At 60.7% G+C, this 16,868-nt stretch carries 15 protein-coding genes; 10 read left to right on the top strand and 5 right to left on the bottom strand.

Annotated features, from left to right (window positions below):
* The first annotated feature begins 130 nt into the window (after window positions 1-130).
* Window positions 131-295 (top strand): hypothetical protein, encoded by a 165-nt coding sequence (locus HOP52_RS19025; protein ID WP_238979111.1) that lies wholly within the window; start codon window positions 131-133, stop codon window positions 293-295.
* 127 nt (window positions 296-422) lie between these two features.
* Window positions 423-746 carry a hypothetical protein gene (locus tag HOP52_RS19020; protein WP_238979110.1) on the top strand — a complete coding sequence of 108 codons (324 nt, stop codon included), beginning with the start codon at window positions 423-425 and terminating at the stop codon, window positions 744-746.
* Between the two features lie 149 nt (window positions 747-895).
* On the opposite strand, the gene HOP52_RS19015 is transcribed toward HOP52_RS19020, so the two are convergent.
* From HOP52_RS19015 to HOP52_RS19000, 4 genes are all read right to left on the bottom strand, one after another.
* Window positions 896-1,291 (bottom strand): H-NS family nucleoid-associated regulatory protein, encoded by a 396-nt coding sequence (locus HOP52_RS19015; RefSeq protein WP_238979109.1) that lies wholly within the window; start codon window positions 1,289-1,291, stop codon window positions 896-898.
* Between the two features lie 144 nt (window positions 1,292-1,435).
* Window positions 1,436-3,238: a YfjI family protein gene (locus tag HOP52_RS19010; protein WP_238979108.1), complete on the bottom strand. Its 1,803-nt coding sequence runs from the start codon at window positions 3,236-3,238 to the stop codon at window positions 1,436-1,438.
* Window positions 3,239-3,328: 90 nt separating this feature from the next.
* The gene (locus tag HOP52_RS19825) at window positions 3,329-3,823 is read right to left on the bottom strand and encodes a helix-turn-helix domain-containing protein (protein ID WP_422677730.1); all 495 of its coding nucleotides are present in this window, start codon (window positions 3,821-3,823) and stop codon (window positions 3,329-3,331) included.
* 246 nt (window positions 3,824-4,069) lie between these two features.
* On the bottom strand, window positions 4,070-5,221 hold the full coding sequence (locus HOP52_RS19000) for a YagK/YfjJ domain-containing protein (RefSeq protein ID WP_238979107.1): 1,152 nt from the start codon (window positions 5,219-5,221) through the stop codon (window positions 4,070-4,072).
* A gap of 649 nt (window positions 5,222-5,870) precedes the next feature.
* Between HOP52_RS19000 and HOP52_RS18995 the strand changes: the two genes are divergently transcribed.
* The 6 genes from HOP52_RS18995 (at window position 5,871) to HOP52_RS18970 (ending at window position 11,465) form a co-directional block, all read left to right on the top strand.
* A complete protein-coding gene (locus HOP52_RS18995; protein ID WP_238979106.1) occupies window positions 5,871-6,227 on the top strand; it encodes a hypothetical protein in 357 nt (118 codons plus the stop codon).
* Window positions 6,228-6,336: 109 nt separating this feature from the next.
* Window positions 6,337-7,608, top strand: a complete 1,272-nt coding sequence (locus tag HOP52_RS18990; RefSeq protein ID WP_309675257.1) for a YqaJ viral recombinase family nuclease — start codon at window positions 6,337-6,339, stop codon at window positions 7,606-7,608.
* A gap of 146 nt (window positions 7,609-7,754) precedes the next feature.
* Window positions 7,755-8,765: a recombination directionality factor gene (locus tag HOP52_RS18985; protein ID WP_238979105.1), complete on the top strand. Its 1,011-nt coding sequence runs from the start codon at window positions 7,755-7,757 to the stop codon at window positions 8,763-8,765.
* A 179-nt stretch (window positions 8,766-8,944) separates the two neighbouring features.
* A complete protein-coding gene (locus HOP52_RS18980; protein WP_238979104.1) occupies window positions 8,945-9,754 on the top strand; it encodes a DUF932 domain-containing protein in 810 nt (269 codons plus the stop codon).
* 26 nt (window positions 9,755-9,780) lie between these two features.
* Entirely contained in the window at window positions 9,781-10,308 is a 528-nt protein-coding gene (radC, locus tag HOP52_RS18975) for a RadC family protein (RefSeq protein ID WP_238979103.1), read from the top strand.
* 203 nt (window positions 10,309-10,511) lie between these two features.
* Entirely contained in the window at window positions 10,512-11,465 is a 954-nt protein-coding gene (locus tag HOP52_RS18970) for an RpnC/YadD family protein (protein WP_238979102.1), read from the top strand.
* Between the two features lie 85 nt (window positions 11,466-11,550).
* On the opposite strand, the gene HOP52_RS18965 is transcribed toward HOP52_RS18970, so the two are convergent.
* A complete protein-coding gene (locus HOP52_RS18965) occupies window positions 11,551-12,894 on the bottom strand; it encodes a tyrosine-type recombinase/integrase (RefSeq protein WP_238979101.1) in 1,344 nt (447 codons plus the stop codon).
* A gap of 75 nt (window positions 12,895-12,969) precedes the next feature.
* Between HOP52_RS18965 and HOP52_RS18960 the strand changes: the two genes are divergently transcribed.
* Both HOP52_RS18960 and HOP52_RS18955 read left to right on the top strand, forming a co-directional pair.
* Entirely contained in the window at window positions 12,970-13,644 is a 675-nt protein-coding gene (locus HOP52_RS18960; RefSeq protein ID WP_238979100.1) for a helix-turn-helix domain-containing protein, read from the top strand.
* Window positions 13,645-13,891: 247 nt separating this feature from the next.
* A partial coding sequence (locus HOP52_RS18955; protein ID WP_238979099.1) for a hypothetical protein occupies window positions 13,892-16,868 on the top strand: 2,977 nt, incomplete at its 3' end.

Below are 16,868 nucleotides of genomic sequence, written 5' to 3'. Positions count from 1 at the left end.
GGCGACGGGCTGAGTCTGGCCTTGTTGACGTTGCGACATATAGAGCGTGACCTGTTGGCTGGTGACCGCCATACCGGCTCCCTGGTGGGTCGGAACAAGCGGTCAAGCTTAGGGCAACCGGTCAGAATAGTTGTCGTCCACCGGCCAGAGTAATTGTCGCTCTATAGAGAAGGCCAAGCGAGACACTGCTCGCAAGCTGATTGCCCGCACCGAGATGGACGACGCCATGATTGCCGAGATTGCCGGGCTCCCCATCGACGAGGTGGTGCGGCTGCGTGCCGAGAGCCGGCACTGATCGCCTGGATAGCCAACAGAACGCCCGATGCCGTCCTGTGCAGCGCGCTATGCCCAATCTCGATGCAATCCTGGTCCACGGCATAAACGGCGGCCCCATGGCCGCTGTGAGCTGCTAGACTCCCGCCATGACCGACACTCCCGATACCTCCACTGACGACGCCCCCTTGGAGGGGCCGATCCCGCCTGCTACCCGCACGGCGCTTCTGGCCGAGCTGGAGGCCTTCGAGCACCTGCTGTTCGAGCCCATGACCCAGGCCGACCTCGACGCGCTCTATGCGCTGTATGACCAGTGGCAGACCACGTTGGGCGACTCCCCCGAGGCCATTGCCCTGTGTGACGCCCTGGATGACGTCATCGGCGCCGGCATCGAAGACGATGGGGCAGGGGATGACACCATCGAGCGGGCCTACCTGGCGTTGGTGGCCACGGTGCAGGAGGGTGGGAGGTAGCCGTCTGTCAGCTCAATGGCACCTGAAAGTCTGTCTCTAGCGTTCCACACCTCTACCCGGCCCTTTACCTCTCAAAGGGCATAGGTGCCGCCTGGTGGCCTCTCCATGCCCTGTGTCGCAAGATTGCCGTAGCGTGTCGTGAGTGTCTCCTATGATGAGTCCCCATCTGCTATCGGCTCGCCCCAGCCCTTGACCGTCTCGATATCGTTTTCTTTGATCCATTCCTGCAACGTCTTGTGATTCAGACCTCGACTCTCGACCGTCTCACCTGTTGTAGGATGCGTGTAGCGTATCAAAGGGCGCCGTGTCTTGGGTTTCGTACTGGTGCGGGTGCGCTTCGGGCTGGAGGCATTGGGTGCTATCTCTGGGAAGAGTCGCGGTAAATCGTTGGGTGTCTTCCCATACCCCTCCAGAAACTGTTCTATGTCCCTTTTGCACGCCATGTCATTTTTGAAAGCCTCATCTTTCTCCAGGTCTTCCATCTGCTTGTCGAGTAGCTCCCTTTCCTGCTTCAGCTGTTCGTAACGAGAGATTGGGTCTGTCATGCCTGAATTCCTTTGGGCCTGTCATCAAAGGTGACAGCATAGCAGGTACCGTTACCCTGTGGTATCAGGATCGCTTATTCGATACAGCATGGGACGCCTGGTTGTCACGCTGCAGCAGGAGGCAAGCCGCTATCTGAATCTTGTTTATTTGTCTTTGATCTGCCAATGGTCGTACTGTCGTGGGGTGCCGGGGTGGGACTCCCAATACACCTGCTCTTCAAAAAGCGGTAAGTTGTCTACGGTGAAGTCGATGCCGTTACGAATGGCTGGCCCTTCTGGGCCACTATATAGTGACTCACAGATCTCCCAGTCATGATGATGTTGTTTGACATGACCCATGCGCTGTAAGAAATCTAATGCAGCCAGCAGGCGACTATGGTTAGCTCTTCCTCTTAGGGCGTAAGGCCCAAACTGCTTGAGAAGCGAAAGTTTAAAAAAGTGCCTCCTTCCTCTCACTCCGAGTTGCGGTGCATGTCTATCGAAGCTTGTATAGGGACTTCGATCATTTCCAGGCGTTTTTGTGGGTTGTTCTTCGGTTTTTGGGCTTTCCTCTTTTCGCTTATCCTTTTCTTTCTCATAGGCAAGGAACAAGCACTCGACGATGTCGTTAGCATCTTTCACCACCGTGGGCGTGCCCGCCAGGTGTTTCTGGAAGTGTTGCGATGCCTTTCGACAGAAGTCATGCGCAAAACATAGGGTGCTGACTTCAATATCACCCTCCTTTCCTTCAAAATGATGTAGCAAAGCTGCCATTCGGCTAATGTTTTCCATCAGCTTTGAGGCATGGTCGGTGTAGTAATGAAGTGCCTGGTTAGGTGACTGTAGCCTTTCAATCTCTTTCTGATAAACTTCCCATTGTATTTTTGCCTTGACAGAGAATGTCAGCACGTTACGCTCGGGATAAAGAAGGGTGGCAGGGCTCTCTCCTTCTCCCTCAGTGGAAGTTGCTGGAGCTTCATCTTGAAAGCAGTCATCAAGCAAGGTTTGAATGCGCGCATTGAAGCGTTGAGTATGCGGCAGGTCGCCGATGACACGGTGGTGCCGTGTGCCAGCTTTCTCGGAGGCCTTCACAGTAATGAACCGAGCCAGAAAACCGATACCACGTGCCTCCTCACCTCGCTTGGACAAAAAACGCTCGATGACAAGTGGCTGGGCCATGATCGAGAGCGTCAGTCGGTGGTCTGATAGAATAAAGCTCGGGCGGGTTGTACGATCCACGATGATGTCGTCACCGTCCCACAGTGTATTGATCTTATCAAGATCCTTCAGCGCATGGCCGCTGAAGATACTGTTGGCTTCGCTAGTCAGTATGCACGCAAAAGGCGCGTTGTTATGCATGGCCTGTACAAGCGCCTGTGGCGTCGTGTCCGTATACAGAATGCGCTGTCCTCTAGGCTTTCTGGGCTCACGACGTTGATGACTGAGAATGCTTTGGTGAAGCTTGTTAGCCTCTTCTTCCTTTCCTTTTTTGATGCATTGGCGCCAAGCCTGTTCGCGTGTCTTCAGTTCGGCTTTCCAGATGTATAGCGCCCTTTGATATTCCTCTTGTGCTGCTTCTCCTTCCTGGAGAGCTTTTCGGTTGTGGGCAGTGATCGCGCTGAAAAGATTTTTTTGAACCGTGGTTTTTCGTTCTCCTGACTTGGCGATGGTAAGGAGCATCAGCGCGGGGTTGACTTTTTGACCTGTTGGAAGCTCAACATCGATCAAACCCTGGCATACACATGCGATCGCACCGAGGGCTGTCATCATAGCCATCTCGATCGGCACCTGAAACTCATGCTGTATCTCGAGGGCAGCTGAGTAGAACAGGCTGTGCTCGTGGTAGCGAGGCCAACTATCTGCTGTCCGGTGTAACGCTTTTCCCCGTGCGGCCTTTTCTGCTTCTGCGATCTCATTTAGAGCGCCTGAGCTCTTTACGTTTTTTTCTTTACCTGTATGTATAGCCATTTTGTTTAATTCCTGCTAATTCCGCTATTAATTAGCGAGAATAGCAGATTTCAAAGAAACATGCTGGCTATATTTATTTCTACATCATGCTCACAGCGCCCGGCGCAGCATCGACTCGGCAGGCCCGGATGGCCGCCGTCGGCCCTGTTCCCACTCCTGGTAGGTGCGCAGGCTGATGCCCAGTCGCTTGGCAAACTCACTCTGGGTCAGCCCCAAGGCACGACGCCGATCTATCACCGCCGTCATCAGGTCAGCTCCCTGGAGAGGGGCGCCGGTGTGATACATCGCGGCTCTGGGCGGCAAGGGGGGAAGAGAGGAATCAAGCGAAGGACGCTGTTCAGGATCAGAGCAGTCTCGCCATCGCCGGGAGAGGCCGTCTGCGGCCTGATCGGCATCGGGGGTGGGGGTTGGGTCGGGGTCGGGGGTGGCGTTGTTTAAGCGGTGTTTCAGGACGGCCGCGACATACGCGCTGTGCGGGATCGTGGCCCCTCTCTGTGCGGCGAACTGATTGATAGTGTCGGCTTGCTCGGGATGCTTGACTTGCAGCATGGCCAGATAGGCCAGGTCATCAGCGGAAAAGTTCATGGAAGACTCCTCAACAGGGAAGGGGAAGGCCACGTCATGGACGGGCCTATAGGATGTTGTCGTGATCGAGATAATGAATGGGCCTGGGTGTCATCATGGCAATCTGTTGCCAAGAGTCTTACCAAGACCCCGCGCCGCTATCTCATCGACCTGCTGGAGTGGATACGGCATTGGCTTCCGGAGACGCCAAAGCGGGCGATTCACGGGATACTGGGCGTATGACGTCCGGCAAGGCCGGTAGGAAGGTTAGAAGCTGAGTGCGTCGTGACACCAAGTGGCAGGCGCCGGCAACTGACGTGGACGTCCAGGCCGAGGCCCTGCAGGCGTCCCCGGCATCGAGCTGGTTTGGAACGTGCGGCCTATGACCAGCATGCTGGCGTATTCGTCGGTCTTGGTCAGATAGCGGGCGATGTAGTCCAGTCCGCGCTGCTTCTCAAAGTCGTGATAGTCAATGCGTCCCAGGGCGTTGTAGTGGTAGACGGTCTCGGCTTTTCGGTTGCAGTTGTAGTAATGTCCTTGTCCTCCGGTGATGTGGCGAGCCCAGTGTTCACCGATCCGTCGAGCCAGGGTAATGTCTTCTTGGATGTGGTGGCCGTTGAAGAAGAAAAGGAAATGGTAGTGAAAGCCTTTCTTGGGCCTCCACTCCAGCTTCCAGGCATAGCCGAGCAGGTGATGGAATAGCTCATGTCGGTGGAAGGTCTCGCACAGCTGCTCACGATGGTAGCGAGCCGTCTCGTAGTCGATGTAAGAGGCATCGCTTTCGCTATAGCTCAGGTCTACCCGAAGTACCGTCAAGCGGCTATGGCGAGTGAACAGGCCGTCTATCAGTTGACGAAGGCGCTGGTAGTTGTTGCGGCTGTTGCGGCGGTTCCGACTGCACTCGTAGGCAAAGGCAGGTTGCTTCAGACATTGATACCAAGACGTCAGCCGCTGGTTGAGGTCGACGACCGTTTGTTCGGCCACCTGCCAGCTCATGGTCGGAGGTTGGTGGAACCCCGCCTCACGCAGATAGGCACAGCTCGCAAACGCCCACAGGAAACGCTGAGCGTAAGGACTCGGCCGATAGTGTCGGCCTATATCCGTCTCATGGAACATCGTCACCAGCACCGTATAGAGCGTCGTCAGTGTATCCAGTGTCGCGTCCGGGGCTAGCACCACGACATTGCTGCCGTAGCCATCCGGTAGGACGAGCTGCTCACTTTGGAGCAGCGTCTCATGGGCCGCCAAGGCTTTCAGCTGTCGATCCGCCTCAATCAGGTCCTGTCGCCAGAGGTGGTGGGACAGCGTCGCGATCTCCTGGCCCCAGGCGCTGGTTTCCAATAGCGTGCTGTTCATCCCTTGGCAGATGGCCAGCATGTCGTCTTCGCTCAGGATATCGTTGTCACCATCATCGATCATGGGGGAAGGCCTCTCTGGTTGATAAGGAGCGTTTTGCTCGTACCATCGTCGAGGCCTGTAGAAATTTACGTCTCCGCCGGAAAGGGACAGGCCACCCTCAAAGGGCCTGGTACCCGGCATACCGTGATCGATGTCGCTGTTGGAAAGCGTGACGTTGCGTTGCCGTCACGCACTTGGGATCTTCCCTGGCGCCTTGTTCTCGAAGGGAGTGAGGTCGGCTCTATCCTGGGCAGTGTGTTGCGGTTGCGCTGTCTCTCCGATATTTCCTGTTGGGCTCTGACTTCGTGAGCCCAGGGTGTCTCGGGGGTAATGACGTGCCATTAGGCATACTGTTCCTAGCTGGATAGCGCTACTGGTTATAGCCGATGATAGCGCTACTGGTTATAGCTAATGTTAGTTAATAACATACAAAGCCAAACCGATACGGATCGCCAAGGCAGCGTACACGGGACCAAGAGAGCCAAATGGCCGGTGCCGACCGAGCTGTGACGTCGTAAGTGATTGAAAAGTTAGTGTCGAAGAGCATGCTGCTACCGGGTTGCTGGCTGCTCACCTGCCGATTCGATTCAACCGTATCTCAGCCCCGTATTACCTGAGTGGAGCCCCGCCAAAGGGACTCTTTCCCCTTCCCTTCACTCAGGAGATTGCCATGTCCGCGACCTGTCCCCGCTGCGCTTCGACGCAGCTGATCCCTCGCCAGCTCGGCCGCCAGGTGGGGGCCACCACCGGCGTGCTCTCCGGCAGCACGACCGGTGCCATGGGCGCCCTCAGCGGTGCCAAGGCCGGTGCCACGGTCGGCCTGGTGGCCGGTCCTGTCGGCGCCTCTCTCGGCACGCTGGCCGGGGCGCTGTTCGGCGCCCTGGTCGGGGGTACCGCTGGGGGTGTCGCCGGTGCCCGGCTCGGTGACGAGCTGGATGCCAAGGTGCTCGACAATATCGAGTGCCGATCCTGCGGCCACACCTTCCGGCTGCCGCTGGCCGAGTACCCGATCTACCTATCGCGCTAAGCGCACTTCCTTCCTTCGACGTATTCATCACCGCATCACGCATCAGCCCGCTGCCCCCAGGCACGGGCCGCTATGCCGTGTCCGCATGAAACACCTCAGGAGAATGACCATGAGCCAGAATCGCCCTCATCACGACCCGCAATTCCTCGTGCCTGCCGAGCAGGCCCAGCGCACCGTGCTGTTTCCCGTTGATCGGGACGCCCAGCCGACAAGTGCTGAACCGTCCCAGGCCCCTCAGCCATCCAACCCGCCCATCACCGAGCCGTCTGATCCCAAGCCACCGCTGTCCGCCAGGGCCAAGCCCGGCTCCGTGACCGCCTCCGTACTGGAGGCCATCGAGCAGAGCGACATGCCGGCCCCGGTAAGCCGCGATGCCCGCGTCAAGCGGCCCGGCAAGCCTCAGCGCCGCTACCGTGATCAGGCACGGCGCCTGGTGGACACCCGCGCCCTGGACCGCAACGCCTGGCTGGCGATTCGCCAGAGCGGGATCGGAAGCAGTGATGCCGCCGCCGCCGTGGGGCTGCATCCCTACAAGTCCCAGCTCGAACTGTGGATGGAGAAGACCGGCCGGGAGTTTGATGACAAGACGCTCAGCCGCGGGGAGATGCTCTCAAGCCCGCTGCACTGGGGCCAGGTGCTGGAACCGCTGGTGGCCGAACACTACGCCCGGCATACCGGCCATCGGGTCCAGCGGGTCAACGCCATCCTGCAGCACGTCGACCACCCCTGGATGCTCGCCAACCTGGACCGCGAGATCGTCGGTTCCGATGAGGTGCAGATACTGGAGTGCAAGACCGCCGGGCTCTATGGGGCGCGGCTGTGGAAGGAGGGCGTGCCCGAGTACGTCCAGCTGCAGGTGATGCACCAGCTGGCGGTGACCGGCCAGCAGGCCGCCGACGTGGCCGTGCTGCTGGGCGGTCACGAGTTGCAGATCCACCGCATCGAGCGGGACGAGGCGATGATCGCGCAGCTGATCGCCCTGGAAGCCAAGTTCTGGGAGTATGTGGAGAACGACACCGCGCCGCCGGCGGACGGTACCGACTCCGCCGACCGCGCCCTGCGGGCGCTGTTCCCCCAGGATGACGGCGAGAGCGTCGACTTCAGCAGTGACGTGGTGCTCAGCCAGGCCTTTGTCGACCTGCAACGGGTCCGCCAGACCCTGGACGAGGCCAAGAAGGAAGAAGCCCGGCTCAAGCACCGCCTGCAGCAGGCCATGGGCAGTGCCACCCTGGCCACCTTCCCCTCGGGGAGTCTCAGCTGGAAGCAGACCGCCCCGGTTCAGCGTCTTGATACCAAGGCGCTGCAGCGGGACCACCCTGGACTGTGTGCCGACTATCTCAAGACCTATCCCGGCTCACGGCGCTTTGTGGTGCGCAAGTAACCACTCACTGCGTCGATACAACGAGAATCTTTCTCACCGCATCTCAACCCCTTACCTCAACCACGAACGCGCCTCAGCACGGCTTCTCGGCCGTTCTGGGGCGTTTTGCGTTGTGGGGCAACCACTTGATGAAACAGGAGGTTCCCATGCTCAAGGGACTCGCCATTACCCCGCCCATCCTCGGGCGGATCGCCATCGGCAAGGTGGTGGAGCAGGGCGGCAAGCGCCTGCCCCAGAAGGACGACCAGTTCACCCTGACCTCACAACTCCAGACCAAGGAGGGCTGGATACGCCACCCGCTGGATGAGCAACTGCGCCGTGAGCAGGAAGGCAAGCTGCGACGGATTCCTATCCGGCTGCTGTTCAACGACCCCGACCTCAACCTGCGCGCCGAGTACGCGCTGTTCGACCGCCAGACCGCACGACCGCTGTGCGTGGGCGACGGCGAGCAGTGCAAGCGACGCACCCGCGAGGGTATGGAGACCCTGCCCTGTCCGGCCCCGGATGCCTGTCCGTTGGCCCAGGGCGGTGCCTGCAAGCCCTACGGGCGGCTCAACGTGCTGATCGGTGACGACGACCCGCTGGGCAGCTTTATCTTTCGCACCACCGGCTTCAACTCGATTCGCACCCTGGCCGCGAGGCTCGCCTACTTCAAGGCGATCTCCGGCAACCGGCTCGCCTGCATGCCCCTGGAGCTGCGGCTGCGGGGCAAGTCCACCCGCCAGAGTCGTGGCACGCCGATCTTCTATGTCGACATCACCCTGCGCGAGGGCTGGACGCTGGAAGAGACCCTGGCCGAGGCACAGCGCCTCGACCGGGAGCGCGAATCGGCCGGCTTCGACCAGAAGGCCCTGGATCGTGCCGCCAAGGCGGGCTTCGCCAACGGCGCCTTCGAGGACAGCGCCGAGGAATCCGCCGACGTGGTGGAAGAGTTCTATCCCGACCTCACCGCCACCGAGCAGACGGCACACCGAGACGGGCAGGGTGGCTCATCCGGCCAGCCGGTGACCCTGGCCGACAAGCTGCAGGCCAGAAGCCAGCAGCCCCCACCGGCGTCCCCGCCACAGGAGGATGCCGAGAAGACCAGCCGCAAGGAAGCGGAACACCCAGCTGATGAGCGTCAGCCAACCACGCAACGCCAGGCCAAGCGCGCCTGATCCTCAGGCCCGCCAAAGCGGGCGCTCCCCTGGATCTCCCTGATCCACGCGCTTGTCATCGCAATACCCGCTCACCCACTCGATAGCCACCTGCTGCCCGCTGCCCACGAGGGCGCGGGCCGTTATGCCGTGGTTGCAAGGTAAGCAACGACTCACTTATCCAAGAAGGAGATTGACCCATGCGTATTCTCACTCACGACCAACTGCATCGTACTGCCCCCGCCATCTTCGCCCGCGAGCCCGACGCGGCCGTCTCCGAGCGCTACGGCTTCGTGCCCACCATCCACGTGGTCGACGCCCTGCAGGCCGAGGGCTGGTACCCGGTGCGTGCCCAGCAGACCAACGTCCGCCAGGCCGAGCGCCAGAGCGTGGCCCGCCACCTGATCCGCTTCCGGCAAGACCCCGACCGGCAGATCGCGGTGGGGGATAGCGTCACCGAACTGGTGCTGACCAACAGCCACGACCGCAGTGCGGCCTTCCAGCTCGACCTGGGGCTGTTCCGGCTGGTGTGCCTCAACGGCATGGTCACGCCGGTGGGCGACGTGGGCGGCATCCGCGTGCGTCACGGCAAGCACGTCGTCGACGAGATCCTCGACGGCTCCATCCAGCTCAGCCATCAGGTCCCGCGGATTGCCGACGGCGTCGAGGTCTTCCAGTCCACCCTGGTCAGCCAGGGCGAGGCCCAGCTGTTCGCCGAGGCGGCGCTGTCGCTGCGCTACGGCGACGACTGGCAAACCACCAGCCCCATCCAGCCGGGGGACATCCTCGAAGCCAGACGCACCGAGGACGCCAACGGCTCGCTATGGAGCGTGTTCAACCGCACCCAGGAAAACCTCTTCAAGGGCGGGCTGCGTGGCCGCTCCCGAACGGGGCGGGCCACCCGCACCCGCGCCATCCACAGTGTCACCGAGGACGTGCGCCTCAACCGCGCGCTGTGGAAGCTCACCGAGCGCTTCGCCGAGCTCAAGGGCGCGACCCTCGCCGCCTAAGCCATTCCCCGATAAGGAGATCCCGTATGACCTCAGCTATCTTGCCACTGCCAAGCGCTTCATCTCCCCAACTGATCGCCGGGGAGGAGCCCGGCACCTACCGGCTGACCGGTGACGTGACCGACGCTCAACTGCTGCACCTGGCCAAGATGATCGCCCGGCGCAAGCTGCGCAAGGGCGCCAAACTCACCGAGCCCGAGAAGGTCCACCGCTGCCTGCAGACGCTGATGCTCGACTACCCGTATGAAGTCTTCGGCACCCTGCTGCTGGACACCCAGCACAGGCTGATCGCCTTCGATGAGCTGTTCCGAGGGACCATCGACGCGGCCAGCGTCTACCCTCGCGAGGTGGTCAAGCACGCCCTGGCCCACAACGCCGCCGCCATCATCCTGGTGCATAATCACCCCAGCGGTGACCCCGAGCCCAGCGACGCCGACCGGCGCATCACCCAGCGCCTTCAGGACGCCCTGGGGCTGGTGGAGATCCGCGTGCTGGATCACATCGTCGTCGGCCATGAAGGCTACACCTCGTTCGCCGAGCGCGGGTGGCTGTAGCGTCGCCATCACCCTCCTTCACCGTCGATACCGGCCTCTCGCCCTGCCTCACGCCTGCCCTGACCGGCAGCGTGGGGCGGGGCCGTGGGGCGGTGTCGTTTTTTCTTTATTCAGCAGGCAGATAGCGTGAGGAGTAGGGCAGGAAGACAGGGGCTTGACAGTGGTGAATATGTTATCATCGCGTGATCGAGACAGGAGCCAGCATGAGCGAAACGGAGACCCCCCACACCGCCGACCACGACAGCCCATGGAAGATGGCGCTGGATGCGTATTTTCAGGAGTTCCTGGATCTGCTATTCCCGGCGATCCATGCAGAGGTGGACTGGTCCAAGGGCTACGGTTTCCTCGACAAGGAGCTGCAGCAGATCACGCCGGATGCCAACAGCGGCCGGCGCTACGCTGACAAGCTGATCCAGGTCTACGCCCGCGACGGCAGCGAAACCTGGGTGCTGATCCATGTCGAGGTGCAGGGCGAGCCGGAAGCGGCCTTCGCCGAGCGCATGTACACCTACCAGTACCGGCTGCGGGACCGCTACGGGGTGGACGTGGTGAGCCTGGCGGTACTGGCCGACACCCGCGAGAGTTTTCGGCCTACCACCTTCCGCTATCAGCGCTGGGGATGCGAGCTGACCTTTACCTTCCCCATGGCTAAGCTGATTGACTGGGAAAAGCGCTGGGCAGAGCTCGAAGCCAGTACCAACGTCTTCGCGCTGGTGGTGATGGCCCAAATCCATGCCAAGCGCATCAAGGACGGCGCCACGCGCAAGGACGTCAAGATCGCCCTGGTACGGCTGCTGTATGAGCGGGGCTACAGCAAAGAGCAGGTCATACAGCTATTTATCATCATCGACTGGATGCTTCAGCTGCCGAGCGCCCTGGAACCGGAGTTTGCCCAGGCGGTCTACGCCATACAGGAGGAAAAGCACATGCCTTACGTGAATACGATTGAGCGCCTGGCTATTGAGAAGGGGCGCCAAGAAACCTTAGAGGAAGCTGAGGAGCGGGTCAGGGAAGCGGAGCAGCGGGCGCTGGAGAGCAAGCGTAAGGCTGCCCGCAAGCTGATTGCTCTGACGGAGATGAATGACCAGCTGATCGCCGAGATTGAAGAGCTGCCGGTGGAGGAAGTGGCCCGGCTGCGTGCCGAGGCACAGCACTGACCTCAGCGTCGCCTGACTCCCCACCTCACACACAAAAAGGGCAACCTCGGTGGCTGCCCTTGATGTATCTAACTGATTTCTTTTTTTATTGTGTAGATTCGTCATCCGGTGGTTCCCCACTGGGTGGCGGCGATACCGTTTGGCCGGACGGGGCATCGCGGGGGAGCGCCTGCTGCCGGGCGGGGCGTTCGGTCCGGCCTGCCGGCAATGCCTTGGCCCGCTGACCCACCTTCTCCTGTTTTTCGCCCTTATCTTCCCCTTCCCGCGCCTCCCGATCCCACGGCACCGAGGCCGCTGCCGTATCCGCCGCCGTCAGCAGCGACTCATGGGTCAGGTGCGCGTAGCGTTGGGTGGTCTTCACCTGGGTATGCCCCAGCAGCTTCTGCACCTCGTAGAGCGAGTGCCCCTGGTTGATCACGTAGCTGGCAAAGCTGTGGCGCAGATCGTGGATGCGTAGATCCGCAAGTCCCGCCTTGCGCCGGGCGTTGTCCCAGGCCCGGAACAGTGTCGTGTAGGGCTGGCCGGTCTTGGGGTTGGGCAGCAGGTAGTCATTGTCTTCTACCCGCGGCAGCTGATCCAGCAGCGACAGCATGCCATTCGACAGCGGCACATGCCGCGTCTGCCCGCTCTTGTTGAACTCGATGCGCCACAGGCGCTTGTCCAGATCGATATCCGACCAGCGGGCATTCAGCACTTCGCCCTTGCGCGCGCCGGTGAGCAGCAGCATGGCGATGATGAACAACAAGTGGGGGTTGGGCGAGGCTTCCAGGGCCTTGAACAACCGCAGCGCCTCGTCCTCCTTCAGGTAGCGCTCGCGCTTGTTGTTCTCGGTCAGCAGGGGTACCCCTGCGGTCGGGTTGCGTGTCATGCCGGGTACCTCCCACTTCAACATGCAATTGAACAGGTAGCGCATCAGGATCAGCGTGCGGTTCACCGACGCGGGCTTGAGCGTCTCGGCCAGCCGGCTGACGATGTCGACGATGTGCTGGCGTTTGACCTCGTCGACGTGCAATTCGCCGATGGCAGGCAGAATGTGCTTATTCAGCAGGCAGTGGTCGGTTTTCCAGCTCCGCTTGTAGCTTTTGGCATGGGGTAGGTAGCTCGTCTCGACGAAGGCCGCGACGGTCGGCACCTGTTTCAAGGTGCGCCGCGTCTCGAAGGGATCTTCGCCCATGGCGACCTTTGCCAGGATGTCCTGGGCCGCCTTGCGCGCCTCGCTCAGTTTCATGACGGCCCCATTTCCGAGCTTGCGCTCGACGATCTTGTCGCGTGGGTCTCGGTAGCGTAGGTAGTAGGTCTGACGCCCGGAGGGCAGCACCTTGAGCGATAGCCCTTGCACTCGGGTATCGTAATAATCCATGCGTCGCTTACTCGGTGGGCAGGATGCGTTATGATCAATGAACTGCTGATTCAGGAGTTGGGTCGGCAATGTGGTCACCTTGATTCAGATATGTTGTTTCAGTGACAGTAAGTTCTAGCCCCTTCTGCAGGAGGTGTCAAGGCGATGTATGAAACGACTCGGCTGGCGATTGCGATGCGGATGAGCCGCGCTGCCCTTAGCCTGACGCAGGCCGATTACGCGCAAGCGCTCGGTATCTCCAAAAGCAACGTCATGCGTAACGAGCAGCTTGCGGTCGCCGTGCGGGGTGATACGTTGATACGGATGGTTCACTTGCTGGGCAAACGCGGGGTGGGGATCGACGTGTTCAGCGTGATGGATGAGGTGACGATCACCTATCAGGGCGAGCGTCCTGAGGCAGCGGCGATGCGAATGGCACGTGCGGCCCTTAATCTGACCCAGGAGGCCTTTGCCCAGACGATCGACGTGACCAAGCCCATGGTCACCCGGGGAGAGCGCACTGAGGGCAGCATGCGTAGCGAAACCCTGACCAAGCTGATTCAGGGCATGCATGCCCTGGGTATTGAGATCGACCTGGCCTCCCCACCAGACGGCGTCACCGTCAAGATCGGTCGTCCGGCGCTGGAGAGGATCGAGGAAAGGGAGCAAGGCAGTGAACTGCCCGGCGAGCCGAAGTGGCAGTACGTGCCCTACTCACAGGAGGAGCGTGAGTGGGATGCCATCGTGGAGCGCATCCAGCGTGAAGGGGAAGAAAGGATCCGGCGAGATCGCGAGGAGCTCGAACGATACCGCGAGCAAGAGCGGCAGAAGAAGCAGTAACTCCGTAGGAATAGGATGGAAAAATTCGGGATGGGGTGTTTCTAATAAAAACAGTGGGTTATGGGGGTTGGCAGGGGCTGAGAAGGGGAGCGGCTGAGAGGACTTTGAAGTAATACGATGGAAAAAGGTGAAACCGGTTGGTTTGGTGAGATAAAAATACAAATAAAACAGATGGTTAACAAAATCCGGTAATTGGACGCTCACTGAAATTCCCACTCAGACCGAGACCACGCTGAACTGGAATGGCGTGGACGTTGAGGACGCCCTGGCCTTCCTGCAAAGCGTCAGCGACCTGACCCTGGAAGACCTGGGTATCGAGGTCTCCGGCGACAAGATCGTCAACGTCGAAAACGTCAATATTTCCGACAGCGGCGATAACTCCACCATCACCGTGACCCTGCTGGATGGCTCCGTCTTCGAGGCCACCATCGATACTCCGGCCGCGCTGTTCGCCGAGATCATCGATGGCCTCCGGCAGGATGAAGAAGTCACTCAGACTGGCATCGTTCTGACCCCGACTCAGAACAACGGTGGTGCCTTCGAGTCCGGCTTCACCACCAGCGCCAACGACCTGATCGTGGCCGGTCGTCCGGAGCTGCTGCACGGCGCCTACATCGACGGCGGCGGTGGCTACAACGTCCTGGAAGTGGACATGAAGGGCTTCTTCGCCCAGCCCTTCCAGCTGAAGAACATCCAGGAAGTGCAGGTCCAGAATCTGCCGAACTACTATCAAGTCAGCGAGACGATCTTCGAAGACGCCAACTTCCCGATGCCCGACATCGATGGCGGTGCCAGCATCCTCGACCTGAGCCGCGCCCGCGAGCTCGAGAAGCTGGTCATCAACGAAGGCGGTGCCTTCAGCGGCGAAGGTGAGGCAGGTGCCCTGCACCTCCTCGGCATCGAAGGCAGTGCGACCGCCCGCCTGGAAGGCAACTTCACCCAGGACGTCAACCTCTACTACGGCCGTGGCCTGGGCGATGCCGTCGAGCTGGAGCTGGCCAACGTCACCATGAACACCGGTAACCTGGCGCTCGGCCACAACGCCGGTACCGTCAACCTGCTCTCCGAAGGCCGCCTGAACGTCCTGCAGTCCGCAGACTTCGGTGACTTCCTGCGCGAGCTGAACATCTCCGGCTCTGGTGAGCTGGTCATCGACGACGCGCTGGAGTTCGCCTTCGGTGAAGTGACCATCGATGCTTCCGAGAACACCGGTGGGATTCGCCTGAAAGTCGACAGCGTTGCCGGGGATGACAACCTCAACGACGAAATCGGCTTCTCCGATGAGCTGAGCGAAGTCACCATCAAGGGCTCCCAGGGCCGTGACGTGATCGAGCTTGCCGGCACCAAGGCCGGTGTGATGCTCGACATCGACACCGGCGCTGGCCGCGACACCCTGATCCTCGATGGCGTGGACGCGGGCTTCCACTCCAGCATTCAGGGTGATGGCCTGACCCTCCGGGTCAAGAGCGACTCCGACCTCAGCAAGGCAGTCGTCCAGGCCGAAGGCCTGACCCACATCATCATCGATGATGGCCAGACTCTGACCATCAGCCAGGCGCAAGCCGCCGAGCTGGCCAGCCTGGCCATTCCGGCGCACAACGCCACCGACACCACCCTGACCATCAAGGTCACGGAAAGCGCCAACCTGGCCGATATCCTCGACCTCGCTGCGCTGGATGACGGCATCAAGCTGAACCTGGACGTCGCCAAGGGCGCCACCCTGACCCTGACCGCCGAAGAGCTGCACAAGTACGTGGCGTTCGAGGGCATCGATGCCGAGATGGATGGTCACCTGGTGATCACCGATGCCGGCCTCGGCTTCCAGGTGACTTCGCAGTCCGACTATGTCACCGGCGGTACCCTGGCGAACTACACCGGCAGCGCGACTCAGAACATCACCATCGAGCGTGATGCCAGTGGCTACGAGCGTCCGGCCAAGGATCAGAACACCGATATCCTGGTGATCGACTCCACCGACACCGACGGTGTGGTGATTGGCGCCAACGACCTGCCGGGTGTTAGCGATGACACCGACGCCTTCAGCCTGAACGTGGGCACCCTGGTCATGCAGGGCGATCAGGCCATCACCTTCGATGCGCCGGTCGAGTTCCTGAGCAACAACTGGACCATCGACTTCTCTGAGCTGAGCGGCAGCCTGAACGGCCTGTTCATCCAGAGCTTCGAGACCATCAATGTTGGGCCGATCGCTGACCACGGCCAGATCATCGGTAACCCCGATGTGGCGACCCGTATCGACGTGGACCTGAGCGGCGCTGGCAACAACGTTGGCTCCTCTGGCAACGATAACGGCCTCAAGTCCTCCGGTGTGGAAACCTACGTGGTTCACACTGACGATGCTAACAACGAGTTCTTTGTCTGCGATCTGACCAAGGATCTGCAGACCCTCGGCCTGCAGGGCCCGGGCTCTATCACCTTCAGCCAGATCAACTGGGGCGTGAGCCTGCTGCTGGAAGGTGACGGCGCCGAAGACTGGAACGACCTGCCCAAGGCCAATGGCAACCCGGACGAGTCCAGCATCGGCTCCATCGTTGCCAACTACTTCCACCCGGGCGCTACCGTTGATGTTGCCATCAACAACCAGGGCCAGGCACTGGGCGTCACCTCTACCGGTGAAGCGCGTCCGCTGGTCGTGGAAAGCATCGAGATCAACAACGCCAAGACCATCAATGTCAGCATCGACGATGGTAACGCGGTGATCAAAGAGATCGACGGTGATGAGGTCGAAACCCTCAACCTGACCAGCGACTTCGACGTCACCCTGGTGCTCGACGGGTCGCTGGATCTCGACACCCTGAACGCGGCAGACGTCGCCGGCGACATGACCCTGGTCATCGAGGAAAACGCTGTTGTCGACCTCGCCGACACCGAGCTCTCCGGTATCGATGCGGTGGTCATGGAAGACGGTTCCAACCTCACCCTGACCATCGAGCAGGTGCAGGCCATCGGTGCCGAGAACTTCTCTCTGGACGACGACGCAACCGCTGCCACCCTGAACATCGGCAACTACGATGGCCAGGCGTTCGACTTCGGTTCCCTGGATCTGGAAGGCATCAACGTCGCTACCGTGACCTTCGTCGAGGGCGAGGACATCGTCGTCGATCCGGCCACAGACTTCACTGGTATCGACCAGCTGGTCATTCCGGAAGGCACGAACGTCACCATCTCCGCCGAGCAGTTCAAGCAGCTGGTCGAGTCCGGCGCCA

Origin of the sequence: Billgrantia campisalis (assembly GCF_022341425.1) — a bacterium.
GTDB classification, from domain to species: Bacteria; Pseudomonadota; Gammaproteobacteria; order Pseudomonadales; family Halomonadaceae; genus Halomonas; species Halomonas campisalis.
Note: the sequence above shows the minus strand (reverse complement) of the source record. Positions and strands in the feature narration are given on the sequence as shown.